General features: G+C 64.1%; 21 protein-coding genes. 4 read left to right on the top strand and 17 right to left on the bottom strand.

Going from position 1 to position 20,919, the window contains the following annotated elements:
- Positions 1-98: 98 nt before the first annotated feature.
- Complete coding sequence (locus tag MGMSRV2_RS10130; protein ID WP_052588944.1) at positions 99-2,129, bottom strand: methyl-accepting chemotaxis protein; 2,031 nt, start codon at positions 2,127-2,129, stop codon at positions 99-101.
- Between the two features lie 84 nt (positions 2,130-2,213).
- On the bottom strand, positions 2,214-2,954 hold the full coding sequence (locus MGMSRV2_RS10125) for an NRDE family protein (RefSeq protein ID WP_024080260.1): 741 nt from the start codon (positions 2,952-2,954) through the stop codon (positions 2,214-2,216).
- Between the two features lie 118 nt (positions 2,955-3,072).
- On the opposite strand from MGMSRV2_RS10125, the gene MGMSRV2_RS10120 reads away from it, so the two are divergent.
- Positions 3,073-3,399, top strand: coding sequence for a DUF1476 domain-containing protein (locus MGMSRV2_RS10120; RefSeq protein WP_024080259.1), 327 nt, complete (start codon positions 3,073-3,075; stop codon positions 3,397-3,399).
- A gap of 63 nt (positions 3,400-3,462) precedes the next feature.
- Here MGMSRV2_RS10120 and purB read toward each other — a convergent pair whose 3' ends face one another.
- Both purB and MGMSRV2_RS10110 read right to left on the bottom strand, forming a co-directional pair.
- Positions 3,463-4,800, bottom strand: a complete 1,338-nt coding sequence (gene purB, locus MGMSRV2_RS10115; RefSeq protein WP_024080258.1) for an adenylosuccinate lyase — start codon at positions 4,798-4,800, stop codon at positions 3,463-3,465.
- A 110-nt stretch (positions 4,801-4,910) separates the two neighbouring features.
- Positions 4,911-5,372: a helix-turn-helix domain-containing protein gene (locus tag MGMSRV2_RS10110; protein ID WP_024080257.1), complete on the bottom strand. Its 462-nt coding sequence runs from the start codon at positions 5,370-5,372 to the stop codon at positions 4,911-4,913.
- A gap of 123 nt (positions 5,373-5,495) precedes the next feature.
- On the opposite strand from MGMSRV2_RS10110, the gene MGMSRV2_RS10105 reads away from it, so the two are divergent.
- A complete protein-coding gene (locus MGMSRV2_RS10105; RefSeq protein ID WP_024080256.1) occupies positions 5,496-6,602 on the top strand; it encodes a ParA family protein in 1,107 nt (368 codons plus the stop codon).
- A gap of 125 nt (positions 6,603-6,727) precedes the next feature.
- Here MGMSRV2_RS10105 and MGMSRV2_RS10100 read toward each other — a convergent pair whose 3' ends face one another.
- The gene (locus MGMSRV2_RS10100) at positions 6,728-7,507 is read right to left on the bottom strand and encodes a hypothetical protein (protein WP_024080255.1); all 780 of its coding nucleotides are present in this window, start codon (positions 7,505-7,507) and stop codon (positions 6,728-6,730) included.
- Positions 7,508-7,604: 97 nt separating this feature from the next.
- On the opposite strand from MGMSRV2_RS10100, the gene MGMSRV2_RS10095 reads away from it, so the two are divergent.
- Positions 7,605-9,263, top strand: coding sequence for an NAD+ synthase (locus tag MGMSRV2_RS10095; RefSeq protein WP_024080254.1), 1,659 nt, complete (start codon positions 7,605-7,607; stop codon positions 9,261-9,263).
- Here MGMSRV2_RS10095 and ureG read toward each other — a convergent pair.
- The 12 genes from ureG to urtA are packed head-to-tail and all read right to left on the bottom strand — an operon-like array spanning position 9,247 to position 19,728.
- Positions 9,247-9,864 carry an urease accessory protein UreG gene (ureG, locus tag MGMSRV2_RS10090; RefSeq protein WP_024080253.1) on the bottom strand — a complete coding sequence of 206 codons (618 nt, stop codon included), beginning with the start codon at positions 9,862-9,864 and terminating at the stop codon, positions 9,247-9,249. The genes MGMSRV2_RS10095 and ureG overlap by 17 nt on opposite strands.
- Positions 9,861-10,538: an urease accessory protein UreF gene (locus MGMSRV2_RS10085; protein WP_024080252.1), complete on the bottom strand. Its 678-nt coding sequence runs from the start codon at positions 10,536-10,538 to the stop codon at positions 9,861-9,863. The genes ureG and MGMSRV2_RS10085 overlap by 4 nt, the downstream gene beginning before the upstream one ends.
- The gene (locus MGMSRV2_RS10080) at positions 10,535-11,014 is read right to left on the bottom strand and encodes an urease accessory protein UreE (protein ID WP_024080251.1); all 480 of its coding nucleotides are present in this window, start codon (positions 11,012-11,014) and stop codon (positions 10,535-10,537) included. Before MGMSRV2_RS10080 ends, MGMSRV2_RS10085 begins: the two co-directional genes overlap by 4 nt.
- Positions 11,014-12,720 carry an urease subunit alpha gene (gene ureC / locus MGMSRV2_RS10075; RefSeq protein WP_024080250.1) on the bottom strand — a complete coding sequence of 569 codons (1,707 nt, stop codon included), beginning with the start codon at positions 12,718-12,720 and terminating at the stop codon, positions 11,014-11,016. Before ureC ends, MGMSRV2_RS10080 begins: the two co-directional genes overlap by 1 nt.
- Positions 12,721-12,724: 4 nt before the next feature.
- Positions 12,725-13,036, bottom strand: a complete 312-nt coding sequence (locus MGMSRV2_RS10070; RefSeq protein ID WP_024080249.1) for an urease subunit beta — start codon at positions 13,034-13,036, stop codon at positions 12,725-12,727.
- Between the two features lie 9 nt (positions 13,037-13,045).
- Entirely contained in the window at positions 13,046-13,348 is a 303-nt protein-coding gene (locus MGMSRV2_RS10065) for an urease subunit gamma (RefSeq protein WP_024080248.1), read from the bottom strand.
- A gap of 14 nt (positions 13,349-13,362) precedes the next feature.
- Positions 13,363-14,214: an urease accessory protein UreD gene (locus MGMSRV2_RS10060; protein WP_024080247.1), complete on the bottom strand. Its 852-nt coding sequence runs from the start codon at positions 14,212-14,214 to the stop codon at positions 13,363-13,365.
- A complete protein-coding gene (urtE, locus tag MGMSRV2_RS10055; RefSeq protein ID WP_024080246.1) occupies positions 14,189-14,899 on the bottom strand; it encodes an urea ABC transporter ATP-binding subunit UrtE in 711 nt (236 codons plus the stop codon). Before urtE ends, MGMSRV2_RS10060 begins: the two co-directional genes overlap by 26 nt.
- 2 nt (positions 14,900-14,901) lie before the next feature.
- Complete coding sequence (urtD, locus tag MGMSRV2_RS10050; RefSeq protein WP_024080245.1) at positions 14,902-15,696, bottom strand: urea ABC transporter ATP-binding protein UrtD; 795 nt, start codon at positions 15,694-15,696, stop codon at positions 14,902-14,904.
- Complete coding sequence (urtC, locus tag MGMSRV2_RS10045) at positions 15,689-16,789, bottom strand: urea ABC transporter permease subunit UrtC (RefSeq protein WP_041634335.1); 1,101 nt, start codon at positions 16,787-16,789, stop codon at positions 15,689-15,691. Before urtC ends, urtD begins: the two co-directional genes overlap by 8 nt.
- A gap of 22 nt (positions 16,790-16,811) precedes the next feature.
- Complete coding sequence (gene urtB / locus MGMSRV2_RS10040) at positions 16,812-18,398, bottom strand: urea ABC transporter permease subunit UrtB (RefSeq protein WP_024080243.1); 1,587 nt, start codon at positions 18,396-18,398, stop codon at positions 16,812-16,814.
- Between the two features lie 55 nt (positions 18,399-18,453).
- Entirely contained in the window at positions 18,454-19,728 is a 1,275-nt protein-coding gene (gene urtA, locus MGMSRV2_RS10035) for an urea ABC transporter substrate-binding protein (protein ID WP_024080242.1), read from the bottom strand.
- 489 nt (positions 19,729-20,217) lie between these two features.
- Between urtA and MGMSRV2_RS10030 the strand changes: the two genes are divergently transcribed.
- Entirely contained in the window at positions 20,218-20,919 is a 702-nt protein-coding gene (locus MGMSRV2_RS10030; protein WP_024080241.1) for a response regulator transcription factor, read from the top strand.

Raw genomic sequence — 20,919 nt, 5'->3', positions numbered from 1 at the left:
TGCGGCTGGCGCCGGGGAAACAACAAGCGCGGGGCCGTTTCGGCCCCGTGCTCACGGGTTTGGTATAGCAGGGATGAGGGGGCGAAACAATTGGCCCGTCATGCCGCGTTACGATTGCTCCGGTGCCGCTCGGCGATGAAGTGGGCAAGCTGTGCCGCTTCCGGGCTGGAATCGTCGAAGCTGATGCGCATGCCGGACGTGCCGTGTTCGATGATGTGGAAGTTGAGAGTGCCCGGAAGACCGGAAATCCGCAGGCTGCCGTCATTGCCGCCGGGCAGGTCGGGAACGTCCAGCATACGACCGCCGCACAGCGACAGATCGGCCATGCGCACGGCCATGGTGGTGTCGCCGACCCTGATTTCCGCTGTTTCACCATAGGCGATGCGCGGTGTCTGGCGGCGATCCACTTCCGGTGTGGCGGTGCGGACCACTTGATTGAGGCTGCCTTTCAACTCGCGTACCCGCACGGCGATGCTTTCCAACTGGTGCTGGACCAGTTCGGCGGATTGCCCGGTGGTTTGCGCTTCCGAGGCGACGGTGGCGATGCGTTCGGCCACTTCTTCGGCGGCGTGGCTGGTCTGCACCACGTTGCGGACGATTTCCTGGGTGGCGGCGTCCTGCTGTTCCACCGCCGCGGCGATGGAATTGGCGATGGCGCTGATTTCCTCGATGGTGGTGGTGATGTTGCCGATGGCCTGGGTGACCTGACGGCCGATGGCTTGCAGGGCGCCAACCTCGCGGCTGATTTCCTCGGTCGAGCGGGCGGTCTGGGTGGCCAGGCCCTTGATCTCGTGCGCGACCACGGCGAAGCCCTTGCCGGCCTCGCCGGCGCGGGCCGCCTCGATGGTGGCGTTGAGCGACAACAGATTGGTCTGTTCGGCGATGGCATTGATCAGCTTGGCCACGTCGCCGATGCGGGACATGGCGTCGGAAAGCTTGTGCACGGTGTCGGCGCTTTCCCGCGCCGATTGGACGATGCCGGCCACCACCTGGGTGGACATATTGGCCTGGCTGCCGATCTCGCGGATCGAAGCCGACAATTCCTCGGCGGCACCGGCCACCGCCTGGGCGTTGCGCAAGGCCTGTTCGGCGGCGGCGGCGACACCTTGGCTGTTTTCTCCCACCTGATGGGCGGAATGGGCCATATCGGTGGCCAGATCGCGCATCTGCACAGTTTCGCGGGCGACGTTTTCCACCGCCTGGGCGGTTTCCACCTCGACTGTATCGGCCATGTCCAGCAGCGATTGGCGGCGGGTTTGCTCGGCCAATTCAGCCTGCTTCGCCTGCTCGGCCTGCATGGCCAGCAATTTCAACGCGTTGGAGCGGAACTGGGCCAGGGCGCGGGCGATGGGGCCGAATTCGTCGCGGCGGCTTTCTTGCAAGTTCAGGTGCTGGTCGTGGCGTTCCTCGACCACCGCCTGCACGTCATGGCTGAGCAGATTGAACAATCGCGCCAATTGCCAAGCCAGGGTGCCGCCGATCAGGATGGCCAGGGTCAGGCCGATGCCGCCGGCGATGGCCAGGGTGTTGGCAACCTTGTCGTTGCCCTGTTCGACCCGCTCCGCCGCCAGGGTCAGCCCGGTTAGGGAATTGTTGGTTTCCTGCTCGACCAGTTCGGCCACGTTGTCCAGGCGCTGATGCATCCTCTCGGCGGCTTCGTCGAAATCGCCCATCAGCTTGTTGCCGGCTTCGGCGCCGCCGCGGATGTATTCCTTGGCCATGATCTGGCCGGTTTGATAATAGGGGTCGAAGGCTTGGTCCGCCTTGTCCAGCGATTCCAGGATGTCGTCCAGTTTCAGGCTTTGCGCGGCGGCTCGGGCTTGGCTCATGGCTTCGGCGAAGCCCTGGGCCGCTTCTTCCGCCTTGTCGAAGCCGTCATTCAGCCCGTCCTGGGCGCGGGTGGCCGAGATGTCGCTGAGAAATTGCTGAACCTGCGCCACTTGCAGGTTCATATCCTTGATGGCCGCGTACAATTTGATCGATTGCTTGGACACCGTGTCGGCGCGCTGACTGATCTCGGTCAGCAGCGGCTTTTGCGCGTTGACGGCACGGCTGTTCAACCAGCTGGTCGTGGCGAACACGGCAACAACAATGGTCAGACCAGCAACGATCTGTGTGCGAATGTTCATCAGAAGGATTTTCCCGATTGCTTGTCCCACTAGCGCAGGATGGCTAACACCAATGGCCTGTGCATAACAACATAATACGAACGTCTAAGTTATCGAATATAAACTTTTGTCCGGTGGTCCCGGAGCGAACAGCCACAAGGGTTTTTGTTCGCTGTTCATGCCGGGCAGGGCGATCAGCGACGACGACACGGTGCCGAAGCCGCTGGGGCGCAGGAAGCACATGGCGGCGGTTTCCTCGGTGTCCGAGCCTGCGCCGCCATCGGCCATCAGCGCCTGCCAGGCCTGCCAGTCGCCATGGTCGGGGTCGGGCAGGGGGGCGGCACGGAAGCGGGGCAGATAGGCGGCCAGACGCGGGCTGGCGCTGTCGTCCAGGTCCATGGCCGAGATCATGTGCAGGCCGGGGGGAATGGTGTTGATGTGGACCAATCCGGTGCCGTCGGATTTGGCCCAGAAAGCGTCGCGGTTGTCGGCGACGATCATGTTGAAGGGGCGCCATGCCCGTCCGTCCAGATCGGCCAACGCCTGGGCCGCCTGATCGGCATCGGCGTGGTCGAGGGCGTCCAGCACCAATTCGCCGCGCGACCGTTTGCCTGGGGCCGGACCAAGGGTGCCGACCCGGTTCAAGATGGCGGCGACAACGCCATGGTCGTTCATCCCCAGCCACGATCCTTGCGCCAACTCATCCAGGCCGGCGGTCACTTCCGGGCGGTCGGGCCAGTGGCGGGCCGGGGCTTTCCAGGGGCGTCCGGCCATTTCATCGCGATTGGCGGCGATCAGGATCGGCCAGTCATGACCGGGGCGGCGTGACAAAACCAAGGTGCACATGCGAAAATCCGGTTTCGGGGCGAAGAAATGACGGCTATAACACGTTCGCCGCTCTGGCAAAGGATTCAAACGACAACCACTTCCAAAGTAAGTGGGGCATCAAGGGAAGTCGCCTGTCATGACCACCTTCGACGATCGCGAAAAGGCTTTCGAAGCCAAGTTCAAGCTTGATCAGGAAATGCAGTTCAAGGTGAATGTGCGCCGTGACAAGCTGCTTGGCCTGTGGGCTGCGGAACAGATGGGCATCACCGGCGATGCCGCCAAGGCCTATGCCCTGACCGTGGTCGATGCCGAGTTCACCGAACCCGACCATGATGCCACCCACAAGGTCGCCCGCGATCTGGCGGAAAAGGGCGTCCAGATCGAGGATCGCCTGTTCAAGAAGGAAGTGGATCGCTGCCGCGACTTGGCCGCCGCCCAGTTGACCGCCGAATTGAAGCGCTGAGTTTCTTCAGCCGCTGAAAAGGTCAAGACCCGCCGGAGTGATCTCCGGCGGGTCTTTTTGTTTTTACGCCCGTCCGAAGACGCGGCGGAAGATGGTGTCTACGTGCTTGGTGTGATAGCGCAGGTCGAACATGTCTTCCACCTGCTGGGCGTTGACCGCCTTGGCCACATCGGCATCGGCCTTCAAATTGGCCAGGAACATGCCCTTGGTTTCGCGGCCTTCGCCGGCGGCGTCCCACACCTTCATGGCGTTGCGCTGGACCAGACGATAGGCATCCTCGCGGCTGACACCAGCCTGGGTCAGGGCCAGCAGCACACGCTGGCTGAAGATCAGGCCGCCCAACTGGTTGAGGTTGCGCTCGACCACGTCGGGGTAGACCACCAGCTTGTCGATGACGTTGGTCAGACGCGCCAGGGCGAAATCCAGGGTGATGGTGGCATCGGGGCCGATATAGCGTTCCACCGACGAATGCGAGATGTCGCGTTCGTGCCACAGCGCCACGTTTTCCATGGCCGGCACCACATAGCCGCGCACCATGCGGGCCAGACCGGTCAGGTTTTCGGTCAGCACCGGGTTGCGCTTGTGCGGCATGGCCGAGCTGCCCTTTTGCCCGGGCGAGAAAAATTCCTCGGCTTCGCGCACTTCGGTGCGCTGCATGTGGCGAATTTCCACGGCGACGCGCTCGATCGAGCTGGCGATGGTGCCCAGCGTGGCGAAGAACTGGGCATGGCGGTCGCGCGGGATCACCTGGGTCGACAACGGCTCGGGCGCCAGGCCCAGCTTGGCCGCCACGTGTTCCTCGACCCGGGGGTCGATATTGGCGAAGGTGCCGACCGCGCCGGAAATGGCGCAGGTGGCGATATCGGCCCGCGCCGCCAGCAGGCGGGTCTTGTTGCGCTGGAACTCGGCGTGGAAGCCGGCGAATTTCAGGCCGATGGTCACCGGCTCGGCATGGATGCCGTGGCTGCGGCCCATGCACACCAGATCCTTGAACTCGAAGGCCCGGCGTTCCAGCGCCGCCAGCAGGCCGTCCAGGTCGGCCAGCAGGATGTCGGCGGCCTGGGTCAACTGCACGTTCAGGCAGGTGTCGAGCACGTCGGACGAGGTCATGCCCTGGTGGACGAAGCGCGATTCGGCGCCGATATGTTCGGCCAGTTCGGTCAGGAAGGCGATGACGTCATGCTTGGTCTCGGCCTCGATGGCGTCGATGCGGGCGATGCGCTCGGGGGTATAGGGCAGGTCGCCCTTTTCCCACACGGTCTTGGCCGAATCCTTGGGGATCACCCCGATCTCGGCCAGGGCGTCGCAGGCATGGGCCTCGATCTGGTACCAGATGCGGAATTTGTTGGCGGCATCCCAGATGGCCGACATCTGGGGGCGGGAATAACGCGAAATGGACATGATCGGGCCTCGGTTCTTGCTGGCGCGCGGACGAAGAGTGGGGGTTATGGCAAAAAACCGCCCGCCTTGCAAAGGCGACGGTGAAAACAGACGCTGATTTCAGGGGCGCATCAGACGACGCGCGGGCGACCGTAATGGACGAAATCGCCCCAGGTGCGTTCCAGCCGCAGCATGGTGTCGACGGTGCCTTGCAGGGCCTTGGCCGAATCCTCGTCGCCGAACACCGCCGACAGGTCGTCTTGCAAGGTGCGTACGGCGTTGCACAGGTCCAGCCCCTTGTCGGTCAGCTTCAGCCGTACCGAGCGGCGGTCGTGGGCCGAGCGTTCCTGGGTCAGGTAGCCGTATTCCGTCAGCGCCTTGATGTTGTAGGACACGTTCGAGCCCTGGTAATAGCCGCGATCCTTGAGGTCGCGGATCACCACCTCGTTCTCGCCGATATTGTACAACAGCAAGGCCTGGACGGCGTTGATGTCCTCGATGCCCAAGCGGCGCAGTTCCGACCGCAGCACGTCGAGGAAGTGACGGTGCAGGCGTTCGATCAGGCGGATGATTTCAAAATACGGCTTGGTCATGGCGCGGCAGTATATGTGTAACCAATCTCACCGCCAACAGGGTTTTTTCCTATCTGGAGTATTTCCCAGTCTGGTTTGGGATTGTATTGTGCTGCCATCGCATGTCTTGGGGACGCAGTCTTTATGGCCGAACAAGAAGCCGCCGACCAGTCGACCGACAACCCCGTCGGCAAGCCCGCCGCCAAGCCGACCATCATCACCGTCTTCAATCAGAAAGGCGGTGTCGGCAAGACCACCACCAGCGTCAACCTGGCGGTGTGCATGGCCGCCTTGGGCAAGCGGGTGGTGCTGCTGGACCTGGACAGCCAAAGCAACGCCACCACCAATGTGGGGGTGACGCCGCCTATCTCGACCGGGGCCTATCAATTGCTGACCGGGCGTGCCCCGGCGGATGAATGCCTGAAGAAGACCGATTACGAGAATTTGCGTTTGATCGGCGGCTCGGATGAATTGGCCTGGGCCGACATCGAACTGGCGTTACAGCCGGAATGTCAGGGCATTCTGGGCAAGGCGCTGGAAAAGCTGCCCGCCAACGTTGATATCCTGGTCATCGACTGTCCGCCGGCGCCGGGTATCGTCTCGGTCAACGCCCTGGTCGCCGCCGACGTGGTGGTGATGCCGGTGATGCCCAGCCCGCATGCCTTGGATGGCCTGCACAAGGCGTGGTGGAACGTCAACCGGGTGCGCTCCAGCTATAACCACGATCTGCACACCATCAACATCGTGCTGAACATGACCGAGGACGGGCCGCTGACCCAGCGCCTGACCGAGGACATCATCGCCGAATTCGGCCCGCGGGTGATGCCGGTGCTGGTGCCACGCGACAACGTGGTGATCGAGGCGGCGGCGCGCGACTTGCCGGTGGTGTCCATGGCGCCGCAATCGCCGCCGTCGCGTGCCTATCTGCGGCTGGCGCAATTGCTGCTGACCCGTGTCCTGCACATGAGCGGCGCCCCCGAGGATGCCCGGCTGGCCGAAGCGCTGGAACACGAAACCGCCGCCGACAAGCTGGCGGTGTGGTCGGCGGAGCTGAACGGCCGGCGGTCGAAGCTGGCCATCCCCGAGCCGGGGGAATCGCCCGAGCCCGGTTGGACCGATGCCCCCGAAATGGCCCAGGCCATCATCGGTCCCGGTGCCGGCTGGAAGATCGGGGTTGCTCTGGGGCTGGTGCTGCTGGGGGCGATATTGGGCTTTGCCGCCGCCGGCGCCTATTTCCGCTTTCCGTTCTGATCCGCGCCAGCGGCCATCCGAAAATCCGTGTCTATCCGTGTAGCCGCGCAGCGGCATCCGTGTTTATCCGTGTTACGGCTGGTTGCTTGTACCCGTGACGGCATCGCCGCAGACGGCACGGGCCATCATTCCCGTTCCAGCCGTTGCAGGAACGCTTCCACCGTTTCCACCGTGTGGTCGCCGTAGCGGCGACGCAAGACCAGGGGCGAGGCGATCAGGGCAGCTCGCAGATCGGCGAACAAGGCGCGCATCAACTCGGCGAAGCCGTGTTCGGTCAGTTGCCAATGGGTATCGGCGGCTTCTGGTCCGGCCTTGGCCAGATGGGAATTGACCAGGGCCAAAAACCATTCGCGCCGGCGCTGGAAATTGGCGAAGTAATGGGCGACCACGATCAACACGTCGTTGGTCAAGGCGTGGGTTTCCGGGTCGGCGTGGATGGCGTCCCAGTCATGGCCGCTGTTGGCCCGGTGGCGGTCCAGGATGGCCTGGGATTTGCGCTGGCATTGCTCGTAAAGGGCGGGGCCGATCATCTTGTCGATGGCCAGGTTGAAGCCAGGAATGACCCGGCGCGACAACAGCCCCTGGCCGCCGTCGTCGCCCTGGCGCGGCGGGAACAGATGGGCGAACGACTTCATCAACACGCGGTCGAACGGGCGTTTGCGCGTGCTTTCCCATTGCTTGGCCTCGCGCGTGGCCGAGCAGGTGTCGTAGGACCGCCGATAGGTGGATTGGAAACGGGTGAACTCGATTTCCATGAAGCTTTCCGCCAATTGGCGGATATCGGCGGCGGACAGGGCGCCGCGCTTGGCCGCCTCGACTTCCAGGCGGGTGGTGAAATGGCCGATCATGGTGTTGGCGATGGCTTCGCAGGCCTTGGCGCCGGCAGGGGCTTCGTTGCTGCTCATGACCGTCCTCCTGTTTATCCATGAAGATTAGCAGGAATTGACACATCCGGCACCGGGCCATAGGCTCGCCGCTTGGGTTTTTCACGGGTGCGTTTCCATGTCCGACAGCTTGTCCATTGCTTTTGCCCAGATCAATCCGGTGGTCGGCGACGTCGCCGGCAATGTCGCCCGCATCCGCGCCGCCCGGGCCCAGGCCGCTGCCGACGGCGCCCAATTGGTGGTGTTCCCCGAGCTGGTGGTGTCGGGCTATCCGCCCGAGGATCTGGTGCTGAAATCGGCCTTTCTCGATGCCATCGAACAGGCGGTGGAAGACTTGGCCGCCGATACCGCCGATACCGGCCCGGCCATCCTGGTCGGCGCGCCGTGGCGGGTGGCGGGACGTCTGCACAACGCCGCCCTGCTGTTGGACCATGGCCGCGTCGCCGCCAGCCGGTTGAAGCATCACCTGCCCAATTACGGCGTCTTCGACGAAGCCCGCGTCTTCGCCCCCGGTCCGGTGCCCGGCCCCATCCAGTTCCGGGGCGTGCGCCTGGGCGTGCTGGTGTGCGAGGACATGTGGTATTCGGACGTGGCCGAGACCCTGGCCGAATGCGGCGCCGAAATCCTGGTGGTGCCCAACGGCTCGCCGTTCGAGCTGGACAAGGTGGGCGTGCGTCTGTCCCGGGCCAAGGAACGGGTGGCGGAAACCGGCCTGCCGCTGATTTACGTCAACCAGTTGGGCGGTCAGGACGAATTGGTGTTCGACGGCGCCTCGTTCGCGCTGGATGCCAAGGGTGAGGTCACGGTCCGGCTGCCCGCCTGGGCCGAGCAGGTGGTCACCACCCGCTGGCATAAGCAGGACGGTACTTGGAGCGTCGCCGGCCCCATCGCCCCCATACCGGAACGCGACGAGGATCTGTATCAGGCCATGGTCCTGGGCCTGCGTGATTATGTCGGCAAGAACGGCTTTCCCGGCGTGGTGCTGGGGTTGTCGGGTGGCATCGATTCGGCCCTGGCGGCGGCGGTGGCCGCCGATGCCCTCGGCGCCGACAAGGTGTGGTGCGTGATGATGCCGTCGCCTTATACCAGCCAGGAAAGCCTGGACGACGCGGCGGGTGTGGCCGCCATGCTGGGCTGCCGTTTGGACAATATCAATATCGGCCCGGCCATGGGCGCCTTCGACCACATGCTGGCGCCGCATTTCGCCGGCACCAATGCCGACATCACCGAGGAAAACCTGCAATCGCGGGCCCGTGGTGTGACCTTGATGGCGCTGTCCAACAAGTTCGGCCCCATGGTGCTGTCCACTGGCAACAAGTCGGAGATGAGCACCGGCTATGCCACCCTTTACGGTGACATGTGTGGCGGCTATGCGGTGCTGAAGGACGTCTATAAAACGGCGGTCTTCGCCGTCTGCCGTTGGCGTAACGGCAATTTCCCCGCCGGCGCCCTTGGTCCCAACGGTCCGGTGATGCCCGAGCGGGTCATCACCAAGCCGCCCTCGGCGGAACTGAAGCCGGACCAGACGGATCAGGACACCTTGCCGCCTTATGACGTGCTGGACGGCATCCTGTCCTGTCTGATCGAAGGCGAGTTGAGTGTCGAGGCGACGGCGGCCAAAGGCTATGACGACGCCATGGTGCGCCGGATCTGGCGCATGCTGGACCGGGCCGAATACAAGCGCCGCCAAGCGCCCCCCGGCGTCAAGATCACCGGACGCTCCTTCGGTAAGGACCGCCGTTACCCGATCACCAACGGGTTCACGCGGTCGGTGTAGTCCGTAATCCCCCGGCCTTGACGATGAAGGCGGCGATCTCGGCCAGACCGGCGCCGGTCTTCATGTTGGAAAAGACGAAGGGCCGCTCGCCCCGCATCTTGCGGCTGTCGCGGTCCATCACCTCCAGGCTGGCGCCGACCAGCGGTGCCAGATCGGTCTTGTTGATGATCAGCAGGTCAGAGCGGGTGATGCCGGGGCCGCCCTTCCTGGGCAGCTTGTCGCCTGCCGCCACGTCGATGACGTAAAGGGTGATGTCGGCCAGTTCCGGGCTGAAGGTGGCGGTCAAATTGTCGCCGCCCGATTCGATCAGCAGCAATTCCAGACCGGGATGGCGGTCGTGCATTTCATCCACCGCCGCCAGATTGATGGAGGCGTCCTCGCGGATGGCGGTATGCGGGCAGCCGCCGGTTTCCACCCCCAGGATGCGGTCGGGCGGCAGCGCCCCGTTCCTGGTCAGGAACTCGCAATCCTCACGGGTGTAAACGTCGTTGGTGATGGCGGCGATGTCGTAATGATCGCGAAAATGCAGGCACAGGGCCAGGGTCAGGGCGGTCTTGCCCGAGCCCACCGGCCCGCCGATGCCGACGCGAAATGCGCTCATGATCTGAACAACCTCGTATATTGGGTTTCGTGGGTCAGGCTGCACCAATCGACCATGGCGGTGGCGCTGCCCAGATCGCAAAACGGACGGGTTAGGGCCAAGTGTACGGCCTGTTCGATCACCGGTTCCAGCGCCGCCATGGCCTTCTGCCCGTCGGTCTGGCCCAGGGGCACCAGCCGGATGGCCGCCGAGACCAAAGTGGCAGCGAAAGCCTGCAAGGTGGCCAGCAAAGCGTCCGTCTCGGCGATTTCAGTGCGGGCGGCGATAACGCCCACCGCCACCGCATAGGCCGGCTGCCGGTTCCTCTGTTTCAACCGGACGCGCCATTGGTCCAGCCAGGGATCGGGCCAGGCGGCGGCGATGGTGGCGACAAAGGCGGTGCCTTGCGCCGAGGATTCCAGCGCCAGTTCCGCCGAGCCGCGCAGGGCATCGGCCAGGTCCACCAAGCGGTCCAGGCGCTCGGTGTCAGCATGGGCGCGCATGGCTTCCAGCAGCAAGCCAGCATCGGCCCGCCCAGAACCATGACGCAGAACGGTTTCCACCCATCGGATCAGACTGTCTCGATCGGTGACCAGCCCGGCTTCCACCGCCCGCTCCAGACCGTGTGAATAGCTGAAGCCGCCCACCGGAAAGGCCGGCGACAACCAAGTCATCAGGCGCAACAGGGCGTTCATGCCCGCCGCACCACGGGTGCGGGGGCGTCGATCAGGCCATGCGGGTCATAGGCCCCCGGTTCCGGCTGAAACGGCGCCCGCCGTCGCCACGCCTGCACGCCTTGGCCGTCCAGCAGGGTCATCAGTACGTGGTCCATGCCCACCCGCAAGACCCGATTGGGCAAGATCTGCACCGGCACATGGCGGTTGCCGATATGCCAGGAGATGCGGGCCAGTTCCGCCTCGGTACGGCAGGAAATATCGATCACCTCCTCGGGCGCCGCCACCACCCGGATGAAGCCGCCGATGTCCAGTTCCAGCCCGTCGCCATCCTTCATCTGTTGGGCACGCGGCAAATCCAGCAGGAAGGGGGCGCCGTCGTCGCCGGTCAGCATGACCCGGCGGCGGTGGCGGTCGGCGGCGGCCAGGGTGACGGTGCCGGCTTCCGTCGATCGGGGCCATGTGCCGGCAGGGTGTAGGGCGACGGCGCGGGTCATCAGAACAGGAAATACCGTTGTGCCAACGGCAGTTCCGCCGCCGGTTCGCAGGTCAGCAATTCACCGTCGGCGCGCACCTCATAGGTTTCCGGGTCGACCTGGATATCCGGGCAGGCATTGTTGTGGATCATGGCCGACTTGCCCAAGCCGCGAGTGCCGGTCACCGCCAATAGGGCACGGTTGAGGCCCAGCCGGCGGCCGATGTCCCGTTGCGTCGCCGCCTGACTGACGAAGGTCACCGAACTGGCCTGAAGGGCGCGGCCGAAACCGGCGAACATGGGGCGGTAATGCACCGGCTGCGGTGTCGGGATGCTGGCATTGGGGTCGCCCATCAGGGCGGCGGCGATAGAGCCGCATTTCAGCACCAGATCGGGTTTGACGCCGAAAAAGGCCGGCTTCCAAATGACCAGATCGGCCAGCTTGCCCACCTCGACGCTGCCCACATGAGCAGCGATGCCATGGGTGATGGCCGGGTTGATGGTGTATTTGGCGATGTAGCGTTTGGCGCGGGTGTTGTCGTTGCCGTTTTCGCCGGGCAGGTTGCCCCGCTGCGCCTTCATCTTGTGGGCGGTCTGCCAGGTGCGGGTGATGACCTCGCCGATGCGGCCCATGGCCTGGCTGTCCGAGCTCATCATGCTCATGGCGCCCATATCGTGCAGGATATCCTCGGCGGCGATGGTTTCACGCCGAATGCGGCTTTCGGCGAAGGCCACGTCCTCGGCGATGCGGGCATCCAGGTGATGGCAGACCATCAGCATGTCCAGATGCTCGTCCACCGTGTTGATGGTGAATGGCATGGTCGGGTTGGTCGACGACGGCAACACGTTGTCCACACCGCACAGCTTGAGGATGTCGGGGGCATGGCCGCCGCCGGCGCCTTCGGTGTGGAAGGCGTGGATGGTACGGCCCTTGAAGGCGGCGACGGTGTTTTCGACGAAGCCCGATTCGTTCAAGGTGTCGGTGTGGATGGCCACCTGCACGTCGTATTCGTCCGCCACCGACAGGCAGGCATCGATGGCCGCAGGCGTGGTGCCCCAGTCTTCATGCAGCTTCAGGCCGCAGGCGCCGCCTTCGATCATCTCCACCAGGGCTTGCGGCTGGGTGGCGTTGCCCTTGCCGAAAAAGCCGATATTGACCGGCAGGCCTTCGGCGGCTTGCAGCATGCGGCCCAGATGCCAGGGGCCGGGAGTGCAGGTGGTGGCGTTGGTGCCTTCCGCCGGGCCGGTGCCGCCGCCCAGAAGCGTGGTCACGCCGGAATAAAGCGCGTCGTCGGCCTGTTGCGGGCAGATGAAATGGATGTGGGCGTCGATGCCGCCGGCGGTGACGATGCGGCCTTCACCGGCGATCACCTCGGTCCCCGGTCCGACGATGATGGTGACGCCGGGCTGGATATCGGGGTTGCCGGCCTTGCCGATGGCATGGATGCGCCCGTCCTTCAGGCCGATATCGGCCTTGACGATGCCCCAATGGTCGAGGATCAGGGCGTTGGTGATGACGGTGTCCACCGCCCCTTGGGCGCGCGACGCCTGCGACTGGCCCATGCCGTCGCGGATGACCTTGCCGCCGCCGAATTTGACTTCCTCGCCATAGATGGTGAAATCCTGCTCCACCTCGATCAAAAGGTTGGTGTCGCCCAGGCGCACGCGGTCGCCGATGGTCGGCCCGAACATGGCGGCATAGGCCTTGCGCTCGATTTTGTAAGCCATGCTGTCAGCCCCCCAGCTTGCCGTTGACCAAACCGTTGAAGCCCCACACCTCGCCGGTGCCGGCATAGGCGACCAGGGTCACCTTACGGGTCTGGCCCGGCTCGAACCGGGTGGCGGTGCCGGCGGGGATGTCCAGGCGATAGCCCTTGGTCTTGGCCCGGTCGAACGACAAGGCGGCGTTGGTTTCAAAGAAATGGTAATGACTGCCCACCTGGATCGGGCGGTCGCCGGTATTGGCCACTTCGACCGTAAGGGTCGAACGTCCGGCATTGAGGTCGATACTACCCGGCTGGGTGATGATTTCACCTGGGATCATGGCCGCCCCCTAGCGGATGGGGTTGTGGACGGTCACCAGCTTGGTACCGTCGGGGAAGGTGGCTTCCACCTGGATTTCGTGGATCATCTCAGGGATGCCGTCCATGACCTGGGCCCGGGTCAGCACGCTTGCCCCCGCCGCCATCAGATCGGCCACCGGGCGACCGTCGCGCGCCCCTTCAACGACGAAATCGGTGATCAACGCCACCGCTTCCGGGTAGTTGAGTTTGACGCCCCGCTCCAGCCGCCGCCGCGCCACCATGGCGGCCATGGCCACCAGCAGCTTGTCCTTTTCCCTTGGGCTCAGGTTCATTGTTGTCGCTCCCCTCAAATATCCCACAGACGCGGTAAGTGGGCCGGCAGGCCCAGCGCCTGGTGCCGTAATGTTTTCCAGGTCTGGCCGAAGGCCGCGCGCAAGGATTGGGCGTCGCGGTCGAGCCAGCGCGCCACCAGCACGCCATTGATGATGCCGGCACCGAAGCGCCCGGCATAATCGGCGTGATCCGTGCGGATGCGGTCACGCAGATCGGTCGCATCATCGGTCAGCAACACCAAGGAGGCTGCGGCCACCGCCCCGTCAAAGCAGGCGGCGGCATCAAGAAGCGCGCGCAGGTCCGTGTCCATATGCAGGGCATCGGCCCAGACCAGCCGTCCGGCGCGGCGGATTTCCCAGGCTTCGCGCAGCAGGCCGGTATGCAGGCGCTCGCCCTTTGCCGTCCGCCCGAACACCAGCATCTCACCGACCAATACGCGGGCGTCGGCTGCCGCGTCAATGCGGGTGGTACGGCGCAGTCGGGCGCCGTCGAACAGGATGGTTTCTTGTGGCAGATATTCCAGCCGGGCGGCGGCGTCGATGGTCAGATGCACATCCATCACCGTGTCGGCGCCGGTGGAGCGATAGATTTTCTCGGCGGCGCTGCCCACCACCAGGGCGCGGGCGCGCGGGCCGGTATGGACGGACAATTCCAGCACATCGCCGCCGGCCAGCCCGCCCGAGGTGGTGACCAGGGCGGCCTGCGGCGGCTCGTCCGCTGGCGGGTCGGGGAACAGCACGCGCAAGGGGGCGCGCTGGTACAGATGCGCCAGCCGGTCGGCCCCGTCCACATGGACGAAGCCCAACTCGGCCCGACCATGCATGCGGGTCAGTTCGGGGTCAGACGGTAAGATGCTTACGGACATCGGCCTCGACCATCTGTGCGGTTGCGCCGGCCAGGATCACCTCGCCCCGGTCCATGACAGCGTAATCGTCGGCCAGTTCCTTGGCGAAGTCGAAATATTGTTCGACCAGGACGATGGCCATTTCGCCGAAGGCCTTGATCTTGTTTTCCGCCAGCAGGCGGATGACCCGACCGATATCCTTGATGATCGACGGCTGGATGCCCTCGGTCGGTTCGTCCAGGATCAGCAGGCGCGGACGGGTGACCAGGGCGCGGGCGATGGCCAATTGCTGCTGCTGGCCGCCCGACAGATCGCCGCCGCGACGGCTGTGCATGTCGGCCAGTACCGGGAACAGCTCGTAGATTTCGGCGGGAATGGTGCGCTCGGCCCGTTTCAGCGGGGCGAAGCCGGTTTCCAGGTTCTCGCGCACGGTCAGGCGGGCGAAAATCTCGCGGCCCTGGGGGACGAAGCCGATGCCGGCCCTGGCCCGTTCATAGGCGGGCAGGGTGGTGATGTCGGCGCCTTCCCACTGGACCACGCCGCTTCTGACCGCCTGCTGGCCCATGATCGCCCGCATCAGGCTGGTCTTACCGACGCCGTTGCGGCCCAGCACGCAGGTGACCCGGCCCTTGGCCGCCTGCAACGATACGCCGCGCAAGGCATGGCTGGCGCCGTAATAGAGATCGATGTTTTCCACCATCAGCATGATCAGCGCCCCAGATAGACTTCGACGACCTTGGCATTGGCCTGGACCGCATCCAGCGAGCCCTCGGCCAGCACCGACCCTTCGTGCAGCACCGTCACCCGCGCCCCCAGGGCACGGACGAATTCCATGTCGTGTTCGACCACCACCAGCGAATGATGCGGGTCTTTATGCAGCTCCAGAATCAAGGCGGCGGTGGCCTCGGTCTCGGCATCGGTCATGCCGGCCACCGGTTCGTCCAGCAACAGCAGGCGTTGGTCCTGCATCAGCAGCATGCCGATTTCCAGCCATTGCTTTTGCCCGTGCGACAGCGCGCCCGCCAGCATCCTCACCTTGTCGGCTAGGCCGATGGTGCCCAGCACCTGATCGATGCGGTCGCGCTGTTCGCCGTTTAAGCGGAACAACAAGGTGGACAGGGTGTCGCGCTGACATTTCAGCGCCAGTTCCAGATTCTCGAACACGCTCAGATGCTCGAACACCGTGGGCTTCTGGAACTTGCGGCCGATGCCCAGATTGGCGATCTGGTCCTCGGTCAGCCGGGTCAGGTCGACACCGCCGTCGAACAACACGTCGCCCTTGTCGGGGCGGGTCTTGCCGGTGATGACGTCCATCATGGTGGTCTTGCCGGCGCCGTTGGGGCCGATGATGGTGCGCAACTCGCCCGGCTCGATGATCAGCGATAATTCGTTCAGCGCGCGGAAGCCGTCGAAGCTGACGGTGACGCTGTCCACGTACAAGATGGAACCGGGGGTGGCCATGCCGGGGCCGCGCGGTTCGTCCATCAGCATGTCGTCAGTCATGGGCGTTCTCCTTGGCCATGCGCGTGCGCAAATCGGCCCACAATCCGACCAGCCCCTTGGGCAGGGCCAGGGTGACGATGATGAACAGCGCGCCCAGGGCGAACAGCCACAATTCCGGCGCCGCACCGGTCAGCCAGGTCTTGGCGCCGTTGACGGCGAAGGCGCCCAAGACCGGCCCCAACAAGGTGCCGCGCCCGCCCACCGCCACCCAGATGGCGATTTCGATGGAATTGGCGGGGGAAAATTCTGACGGGTTGATGATGCCGACCTGGGGCACGTAGAGCGCGCCGGCGATGCCGGCCAGCACCGCCGAGACGGTGAAGGCGAACAGCTTGACCCCGGTGACCGAATAGCCCAGGAAGCGCACCCGGCTTTCGGCGTCGCGCACCGCCATCATCACCCGGCCCAGCTTGGACGCGGCGATGAAACGGACCACCAGGAAGGTGGCGCCCAACAGCAGGGCGGTCAGCCAGTAAAGTCCCAGCTTGGTCGAGGACTGCGACAGGTCGAAGCCGAGGATGTCCTTGAAATCGGTCAGGCCGTTATTGCCGCCGAAGCCCATTTCGTTGCGGAAAAACGCCAGCATCAGGGCATAGGTCATGGCCTGGGTGACGATGGACAGGTAAACGCCGTTGATGCGCGAGCGAAAGGCCAGCCAGCCGAAGACGAAGGCGAGCACGCCCGGAATGACCATCACCATCAACAGGGCGAAGGCGAAATTGTCGAAGCCCATCCAGAACCACGGCAATTCCTTCCAGTTCAGGAACACCATGAAATCGGGCAATTCAGCATTGCCGTATGACCCACGGGTGCCGATGGCCCGCATCATGTACATGCCCATGGCATAGCCGCCCAGGGCGAAAAAGGCGCCGTGGCCCAGGGACAGCACGCCGCAATAGCCCCATACCAGATTCATGGCCATGGCCAGGATGGCGTAGCACAGATACTTGCCGATCAAGGTGACCATGTAATTGGGCACATGCAGGGCGGATTCTACGGGGACCAACAGGTTCAGCCCCGGAATGACCAGCAGGAACAAGGCCCCCAAGGCCATAAAGCCGATCCAGAAACCGCGCTGGGCGGGGTTCAACATGGCATGCATCTCAGGCGCCCCTTTACGATTCCACCGAGCGGCCCTTGAGCGCGAACAGGCCGCGCGGACGCTTTTGGATGAACAGGATGATGAAGACCAGCACCAGGATCTTGCCCAGCATGGCTCCGGCATAGGGTTCCAGGAACTTGTTGACCACGCCTAAGGTAACCGCGCCGACCAGGGTGCCCCACAGGCTGCCGACGCCGCCGAAGACCACGACCATGAACGAATCGACGATATAGGCCTGGCCCAGATTGGGGCTGACATTGCCGATTTGCGACAGCGCCACGCCGGCGATGCCGGCGATGCCCGAACCCAGGCCGAAGGTGAGCGCATCGACGCGGCCGGTGGGGATGCCCATGGCCGCCGCCATCGGGCGGTTCTGGGTCACCGCGCGCATGTGCAAACCGAAGCTGGACCAGCGCAGCAAGGCCGCCAGCCCGCCCAGGACGGCCAGACAGAAGAAGATGATGATGACGCGGTTGTAAGTCAGGGTGAAGCCGCCGGCCAGTTCCCAGCCGCCGGTCATCCAGGCGGGGTTGGCCACTTCCATGTTGGTGGCGCCGAAAATTTGGCGCACCACCTGTTGCAGCACCAAAGAGATGCCCCAGGTGGCCAGCATGGTTTCCAGCGGACGGCCATAGAGGAAACGGATCACACCCCGCTCCAGCCCCATGCCGACCAAGGCGGTGACGACGAAGGCGGCGGGGATGGCGGCGACCAGATAAAGGTCGACCAGATCGGGTGGCAGCAAGGCGCGGAACAGCTGCTGCACGGCGAAGGTGGTATAGGCGCCCAGCATGATCATCTCGCCATGGGCCATGTTGATGACGCCCATGACGCCGAAGGTGACGGCTAGGCCGATGGCGGCCAGCAGCAGAACGCTGCCTAAGCTCAGGCCCTGAAACAGATTGGCGACGAAGCCCATCAAGGTGACGCGGAATTGGATGGAAGCCAGGCTTTTCTCCGCCACCTGCCGCACGCTGGTATCGGTTTCCGTTTGCAGCAGGGTCTCGATCTGGCTGCGCACCGACGGGTCGGACGAATCGGCCAATTGCTTGACCGCGTCCAGCCGGCGGGCGGGATCGGGGCTGGTCAGGTCCAGGCTGGCCAGGGCGGTGATCATGGCCGCCTTGACGCTGTCATCGGTCTCCTTGGCGAGCGCGGCACGCACCATGTCGGCGGCCTCGGGGCCGGGGGAATTCATGATCGCTTCCACCGCCGCTTTGCGGGCGGCGGCGTCGGGGCTGAACAGGGCCAGCCGTCCGGCGGCGGCTCGCGCCACGCTCCGCAGACGGTTGTTGACGGTGATGGCCTCGGCTTGGGCGGTGACGATCTTGCCGCTGATCGGGTCGGCATAGCTGCCGCCCTGGTCGATCAGGATGGCGCCATCGGCGGCGACCATCAGGCGGCCATCGGCCAAGGCGTCGAGGACTTGCGCGGCACGGCCGTCGCCCAGGGCGGCCAGGGCTTCGGCGGCAGCGATCTTGTCGGCATAGGATTCGGCATTAAGGGCGCCGAGGGCTTGAGCGAAGGCATCGTCGGCGCGGGCGGCGGGTGCCGCCAGCAGCAGCGCGGCCAAGGCAAGGATCAGGTGGAACGCACGCATGGGCACCCCCGGCGGGAAAAGGACCGGCCCCCGGTCGGGGGCCGGTCGGGCAGGCTTACTTGAACTTGGGTTCGGTGCAGTTGCCGCACACCCACGGATAGGTCCAGTTGGCGGTCAGCTTGGCGCTTTCCGGGATATAGGGGCTCCAGGCGTCGGCCTTGATGACGTCCTTGGTCTTCCACACGGTCTGCAACTGGCCGTTGGCCTGGATTTCACCGATGAACACCGGCTTGGACAGGTGGTGGTTGGTGTTCATCACGGCGGTGCCGCCGGTCAGGTTCTTGACCTGCTGGCCGTACATGGCCTGACGCACGGCGTCGACGTTGGTGCTGCCGGCCTGTTGCACGGCCTGGGTCCACATCTTGAAGCCGATATAGGTGGCTTCCATCGGGTCGTTGGTGACGCGCTTGGGGCTCTTGATGAAGGTCTGCCACTGCTTGATGAAGGCGTCGTTTTCCGGGCTCTTGACCGACTGGAAGTAGTTCCAGGCGGCCAGATGGCCGACCAGATTCTTGGTGTCGATACCGGCCAGTTCCTCTTCGCCGACCGAGAAGGCGACGACCGGGATCTGGTCGGCCTTGACGCCCAGATTGGCCAGTTCCTTGTAGAACGGCACGTTGGCGTCGCCGTTGATGGTGGAGACCACGGCGGTCTTCTTACCGGCGGTGCCGAACTTCTTGATGTCGGCGACGATGGTCTGCCAATCGCTATGCCCGAACGGGGTATAGTTGATCATGATGTCCTCGGCCTTGACGCCCTTGGACTTCAGATAGGCTTCCAAAATCTTGTTGGTGGTGCGCGGATAGACGTAATCGGTGCCGGCCAGCACCCAGCGCTTCACTTCGCCGCCATCCTTGCTCATCAGGTAATCGACGGCGGGGATGGCCTGCTGATTGGGCGCCGCACCGGTGTAGAAGACGTTGCGCGAGCTTTCCTCGCCCTCGTATTGCACCGGGTAGAACAGCAGGCCGTTCATCTTCTCGAACACCGGCAGCACCGATTTGCGCGAAACCGAGGTCCAGCAGCCGAACACGGCGGCGACCTTTTCCTTTTCCAGCAATTCCTGGGCCTTTTCGGCGAACAGCGGCCAGTTGGAGGCCGGGTCGACCACCACCGCTTCAACCTTCTTGCCGAGCAGGCCGCCCTTCTTGTTGATGTCGTCCACCATCATCAGGACGGTGTCCTTCAAGGTGGTTTCGGAAATGGCCATGGTGCCCGACAGCGAATGCAGCACGCCGACCTTGATGGTGTCTTCGGCGGCTTGCGCCAGCATGGGCAGGGCGGTGGCGGCGGCAAACAGTCCGGCGCCAAGAATCCGGTTGAACTTCATTCTGATATCCCCCGTGCGAGATTGCAGGTGCCGAGGGAATAGGCAAGGCGCGGGCCAACTTGGATATTTTGATTTAACTCATTGATTTTTAACGTTTTACCGTGGTGGCGGGATGCAAATTATTTGTGCATCTGCGAAAAAGTGCCGGCGGTGGCGGCAGTAAGTGTTTAAAAAATAACCACATCCACGACTATGGTTAAAATATATGCATTTTGGTGGTGGTGGGCAAAATTATAAATCTCCGTGGACGTGGCGGCTGGCAAGGGTTCAAAATTTTTTGACCACAAATGATATATGGTTATGCGCTGCTCAAAATCACGGCACAGTCTATTTTGCAATATTTCTGGATTGTTTCTTCATATTCACAAAAGACTTAGGCGCCGTGCAATTATTATTGCAGGCGCAGGCCGTGTGTGCAAATGAGTGACGAAGGGGACTGTAACGGTCTTGTGTTTCTGGTATTTTTCCCGGATCGAGAAAAGAGGCGGCATGAGCGTCAAATCCAGCATTCTGGTGGTCGACGATGACGAAACCGTCCGCGCCCTGATCGCGGCGTCGGCGGCCAAGGCCGGCTATCGGGTCGAGCAGGCCGAGGACGCGGCGGGTATGCGCGCTTGGCTGGCCACCGGCCAGATCGATCTGGTGCTGCTGGACGTCAACCTGCCTGACGGCGACGGCATCAGCCTGACCCGCGACCTGCGCGCGCATTCCGATGTGGCCGTGATCATGGTGACCGAACGCGGCGGCCCCGACGACCGGGCGTTGGGCATTGAAACCGGCGCCGACGATTATCTGGCCAAGCCGGTCTATCCGCGTGAATTGCTGGCGCGGGTGAAAAGCGTGCTGGACCGCCGTGCCGGTTTGCGCGGGGCGGGCACAGCCAACCGCTTGCGTTTCGCCGGCTGGTGCATGGACCTGACGGCGCGGGCCGTACTCGACACCTTGGGCCGCGCCGCCGATCTGACGCCGGCCGAATTCGATCTGCTGCATATTCTGGTCAGCCGCGCCGGCCGCATTCAAAGCCGCGACGCGCTGATGGTCGCCCTGGGGTCCGACGACGCCGAATCGGGGCCGCGCAGCATCGATATCCTGATCAGCCGCCTGCGCAAGAAACTGGGCGGCGAGGATGGTCTGATCGAAACCTGCCGCGGCCATGGCTATCGCTTCGTTCCCGCGGTCAGCCGGGGATAG

The sequence above is a fragment of the Magnetospirillum gryphiswaldense MSR-1 v2 genome (genome assembly GCF_000513295.1).
In the GTDB taxonomy this organism is placed as follows: Bacteria; Pseudomonadota; Alphaproteobacteria; order Rhodospirillales; family Magnetospirillaceae; genus Magnetospirillum; species Magnetospirillum gryphiswaldense.
Note: the sequence above shows the minus strand (reverse complement) of the source record. Positions and strands in the feature narration are given on the sequence as shown.

What these genes read in the sequence shown, in the direction of transcription:
- MGMSRV2_RS10130 (WP_052588944.1), bottom strand. Translation starts at nt 2,129, where the DNA reads ATGAACATTCGCACACAGATCGTTGCTGGTCTGACCATTGTTGTTGCC.
- MGMSRV2_RS10125 (WP_024080260.1), bottom strand. Translation starts at nt 2,954, where the DNA reads ATGTGCACCTTGGTTTTGTCACGCCGCCCCGGTCATGACTGGCCGATC.
- MGMSRV2_RS10120 (WP_024080259.1), top strand. Translation starts at nt 3,073, where the DNA reads ATGACCACCTTCGACGATCGCGAAAAGGCTTTCGAAGCCAAGTTCAAG.
- purB (WP_024080258.1), bottom strand. Translation starts at nt 4,800, where the DNA reads ATGTCCATTTCGCGTTATTCCCGCCCCCAGATGTCGGCCATCTGGGAT.
- MGMSRV2_RS10110 (WP_024080257.1), bottom strand. Translation starts at nt 5,372, where the DNA reads ATGACCAAGCCGTATTTTGAAATCATCCGCCTGATCGAACGCCTGCAC.
- MGMSRV2_RS10105 (WP_024080256.1), top strand. Translation starts at nt 5,496, where the DNA reads ATGGCCGAACAAGAAGCCGCCGACCAGTCGACCGACAACCCCGTCGGC.
- MGMSRV2_RS10100 (WP_024080255.1), bottom strand. Translation starts at nt 7,507, where the DNA reads ATGAGCAGCAACGAAGCCCCTGCCGGCGCCAAGGCCTGCGAAGCCATC.
- MGMSRV2_RS10095 (WP_024080254.1), top strand. Translation starts at nt 7,605, where the DNA reads ATGTCCGACAGCTTGTCCATTGCTTTTGCCCAGATCAATCCGGTGGTC.
- ureG (WP_024080253.1), bottom strand. Translation starts at nt 9,864, where the DNA reads ATGAGCGCATTTCGCGTCGGCATCGGCGGGCCGGTGGGCTCGGGCAAG.
- MGMSRV2_RS10085 (WP_024080252.1), bottom strand. Translation starts at nt 10,538, where the DNA reads ATGAACGCCCTGTTGCGCCTGATGACTTGGTTGTCGCCGGCCTTTCCG.
- MGMSRV2_RS10080 (WP_024080251.1), bottom strand. Translation starts at nt 11,014, where the DNA reads ATGACCCGCGCCGTCGCCCTACACCCTGCCGGCACATGGCCCCGATCG.
- ureC (WP_024080250.1), bottom strand. Translation starts at nt 12,720, where the DNA reads ATGGCTTACAAAATCGAGCGCAAGGCCTATGCCGCCATGTTCGGGCCG.
- MGMSRV2_RS10070 (WP_024080249.1), bottom strand. Translation starts at nt 13,036, where the DNA reads ATGATCCCAGGTGAAATCATCACCCAGCCGGGTAGTATCGACCTCAAT.
- MGMSRV2_RS10065 (WP_024080248.1), bottom strand. Translation starts at nt 13,348, where the DNA reads ATGAACCTGAGCCCAAGGGAAAAGGACAAGCTGCTGGTGGCCATGGCC.
- MGMSRV2_RS10060 (WP_024080247.1), bottom strand. Translation starts at nt 14,214, where the DNA reads ATGTCCGTAAGCATCTTACCGTCTGACCCCGAACTGACCCGCATGCAT.
- urtE (WP_024080246.1), bottom strand. Translation starts at nt 14,899, where the DNA reads ATGCTGATGGTGGAAAACATCGATCTCTATTACGGCGCCAGCCATGCC.
- urtD (WP_024080245.1), bottom strand. Translation starts at nt 15,696, where the DNA reads ATGACTGACGACATGCTGATGGACGAACCGCGCGGCCCCGGCATGGCC.
- urtC (WP_041634335.1), bottom strand. Translation starts at nt 16,789, where the DNA reads ATGTTGAACCCCGCCCAGCGCGGTTTCTGGATCGGCTTTATGGCCTTG.
- urtB (WP_024080243.1), bottom strand. Translation starts at nt 18,398, where the DNA reads ATGCGTGCGTTCCACCTGATCCTTGCCTTGGCCGCGCTGCTGCTGGCG.
- urtA (WP_024080242.1), bottom strand. Translation starts at nt 19,728, where the DNA reads ATGAAGTTCAACCGGATTCTTGGCGCCGGACTGTTTGCCGCCGCCACC.
- MGMSRV2_RS10030 (WP_024080241.1), top strand. Translation starts at nt 20,218, where the DNA reads ATGAGCGTCAAATCCAGCATTCTGGTGGTCGACGATGACGAAACCGTC.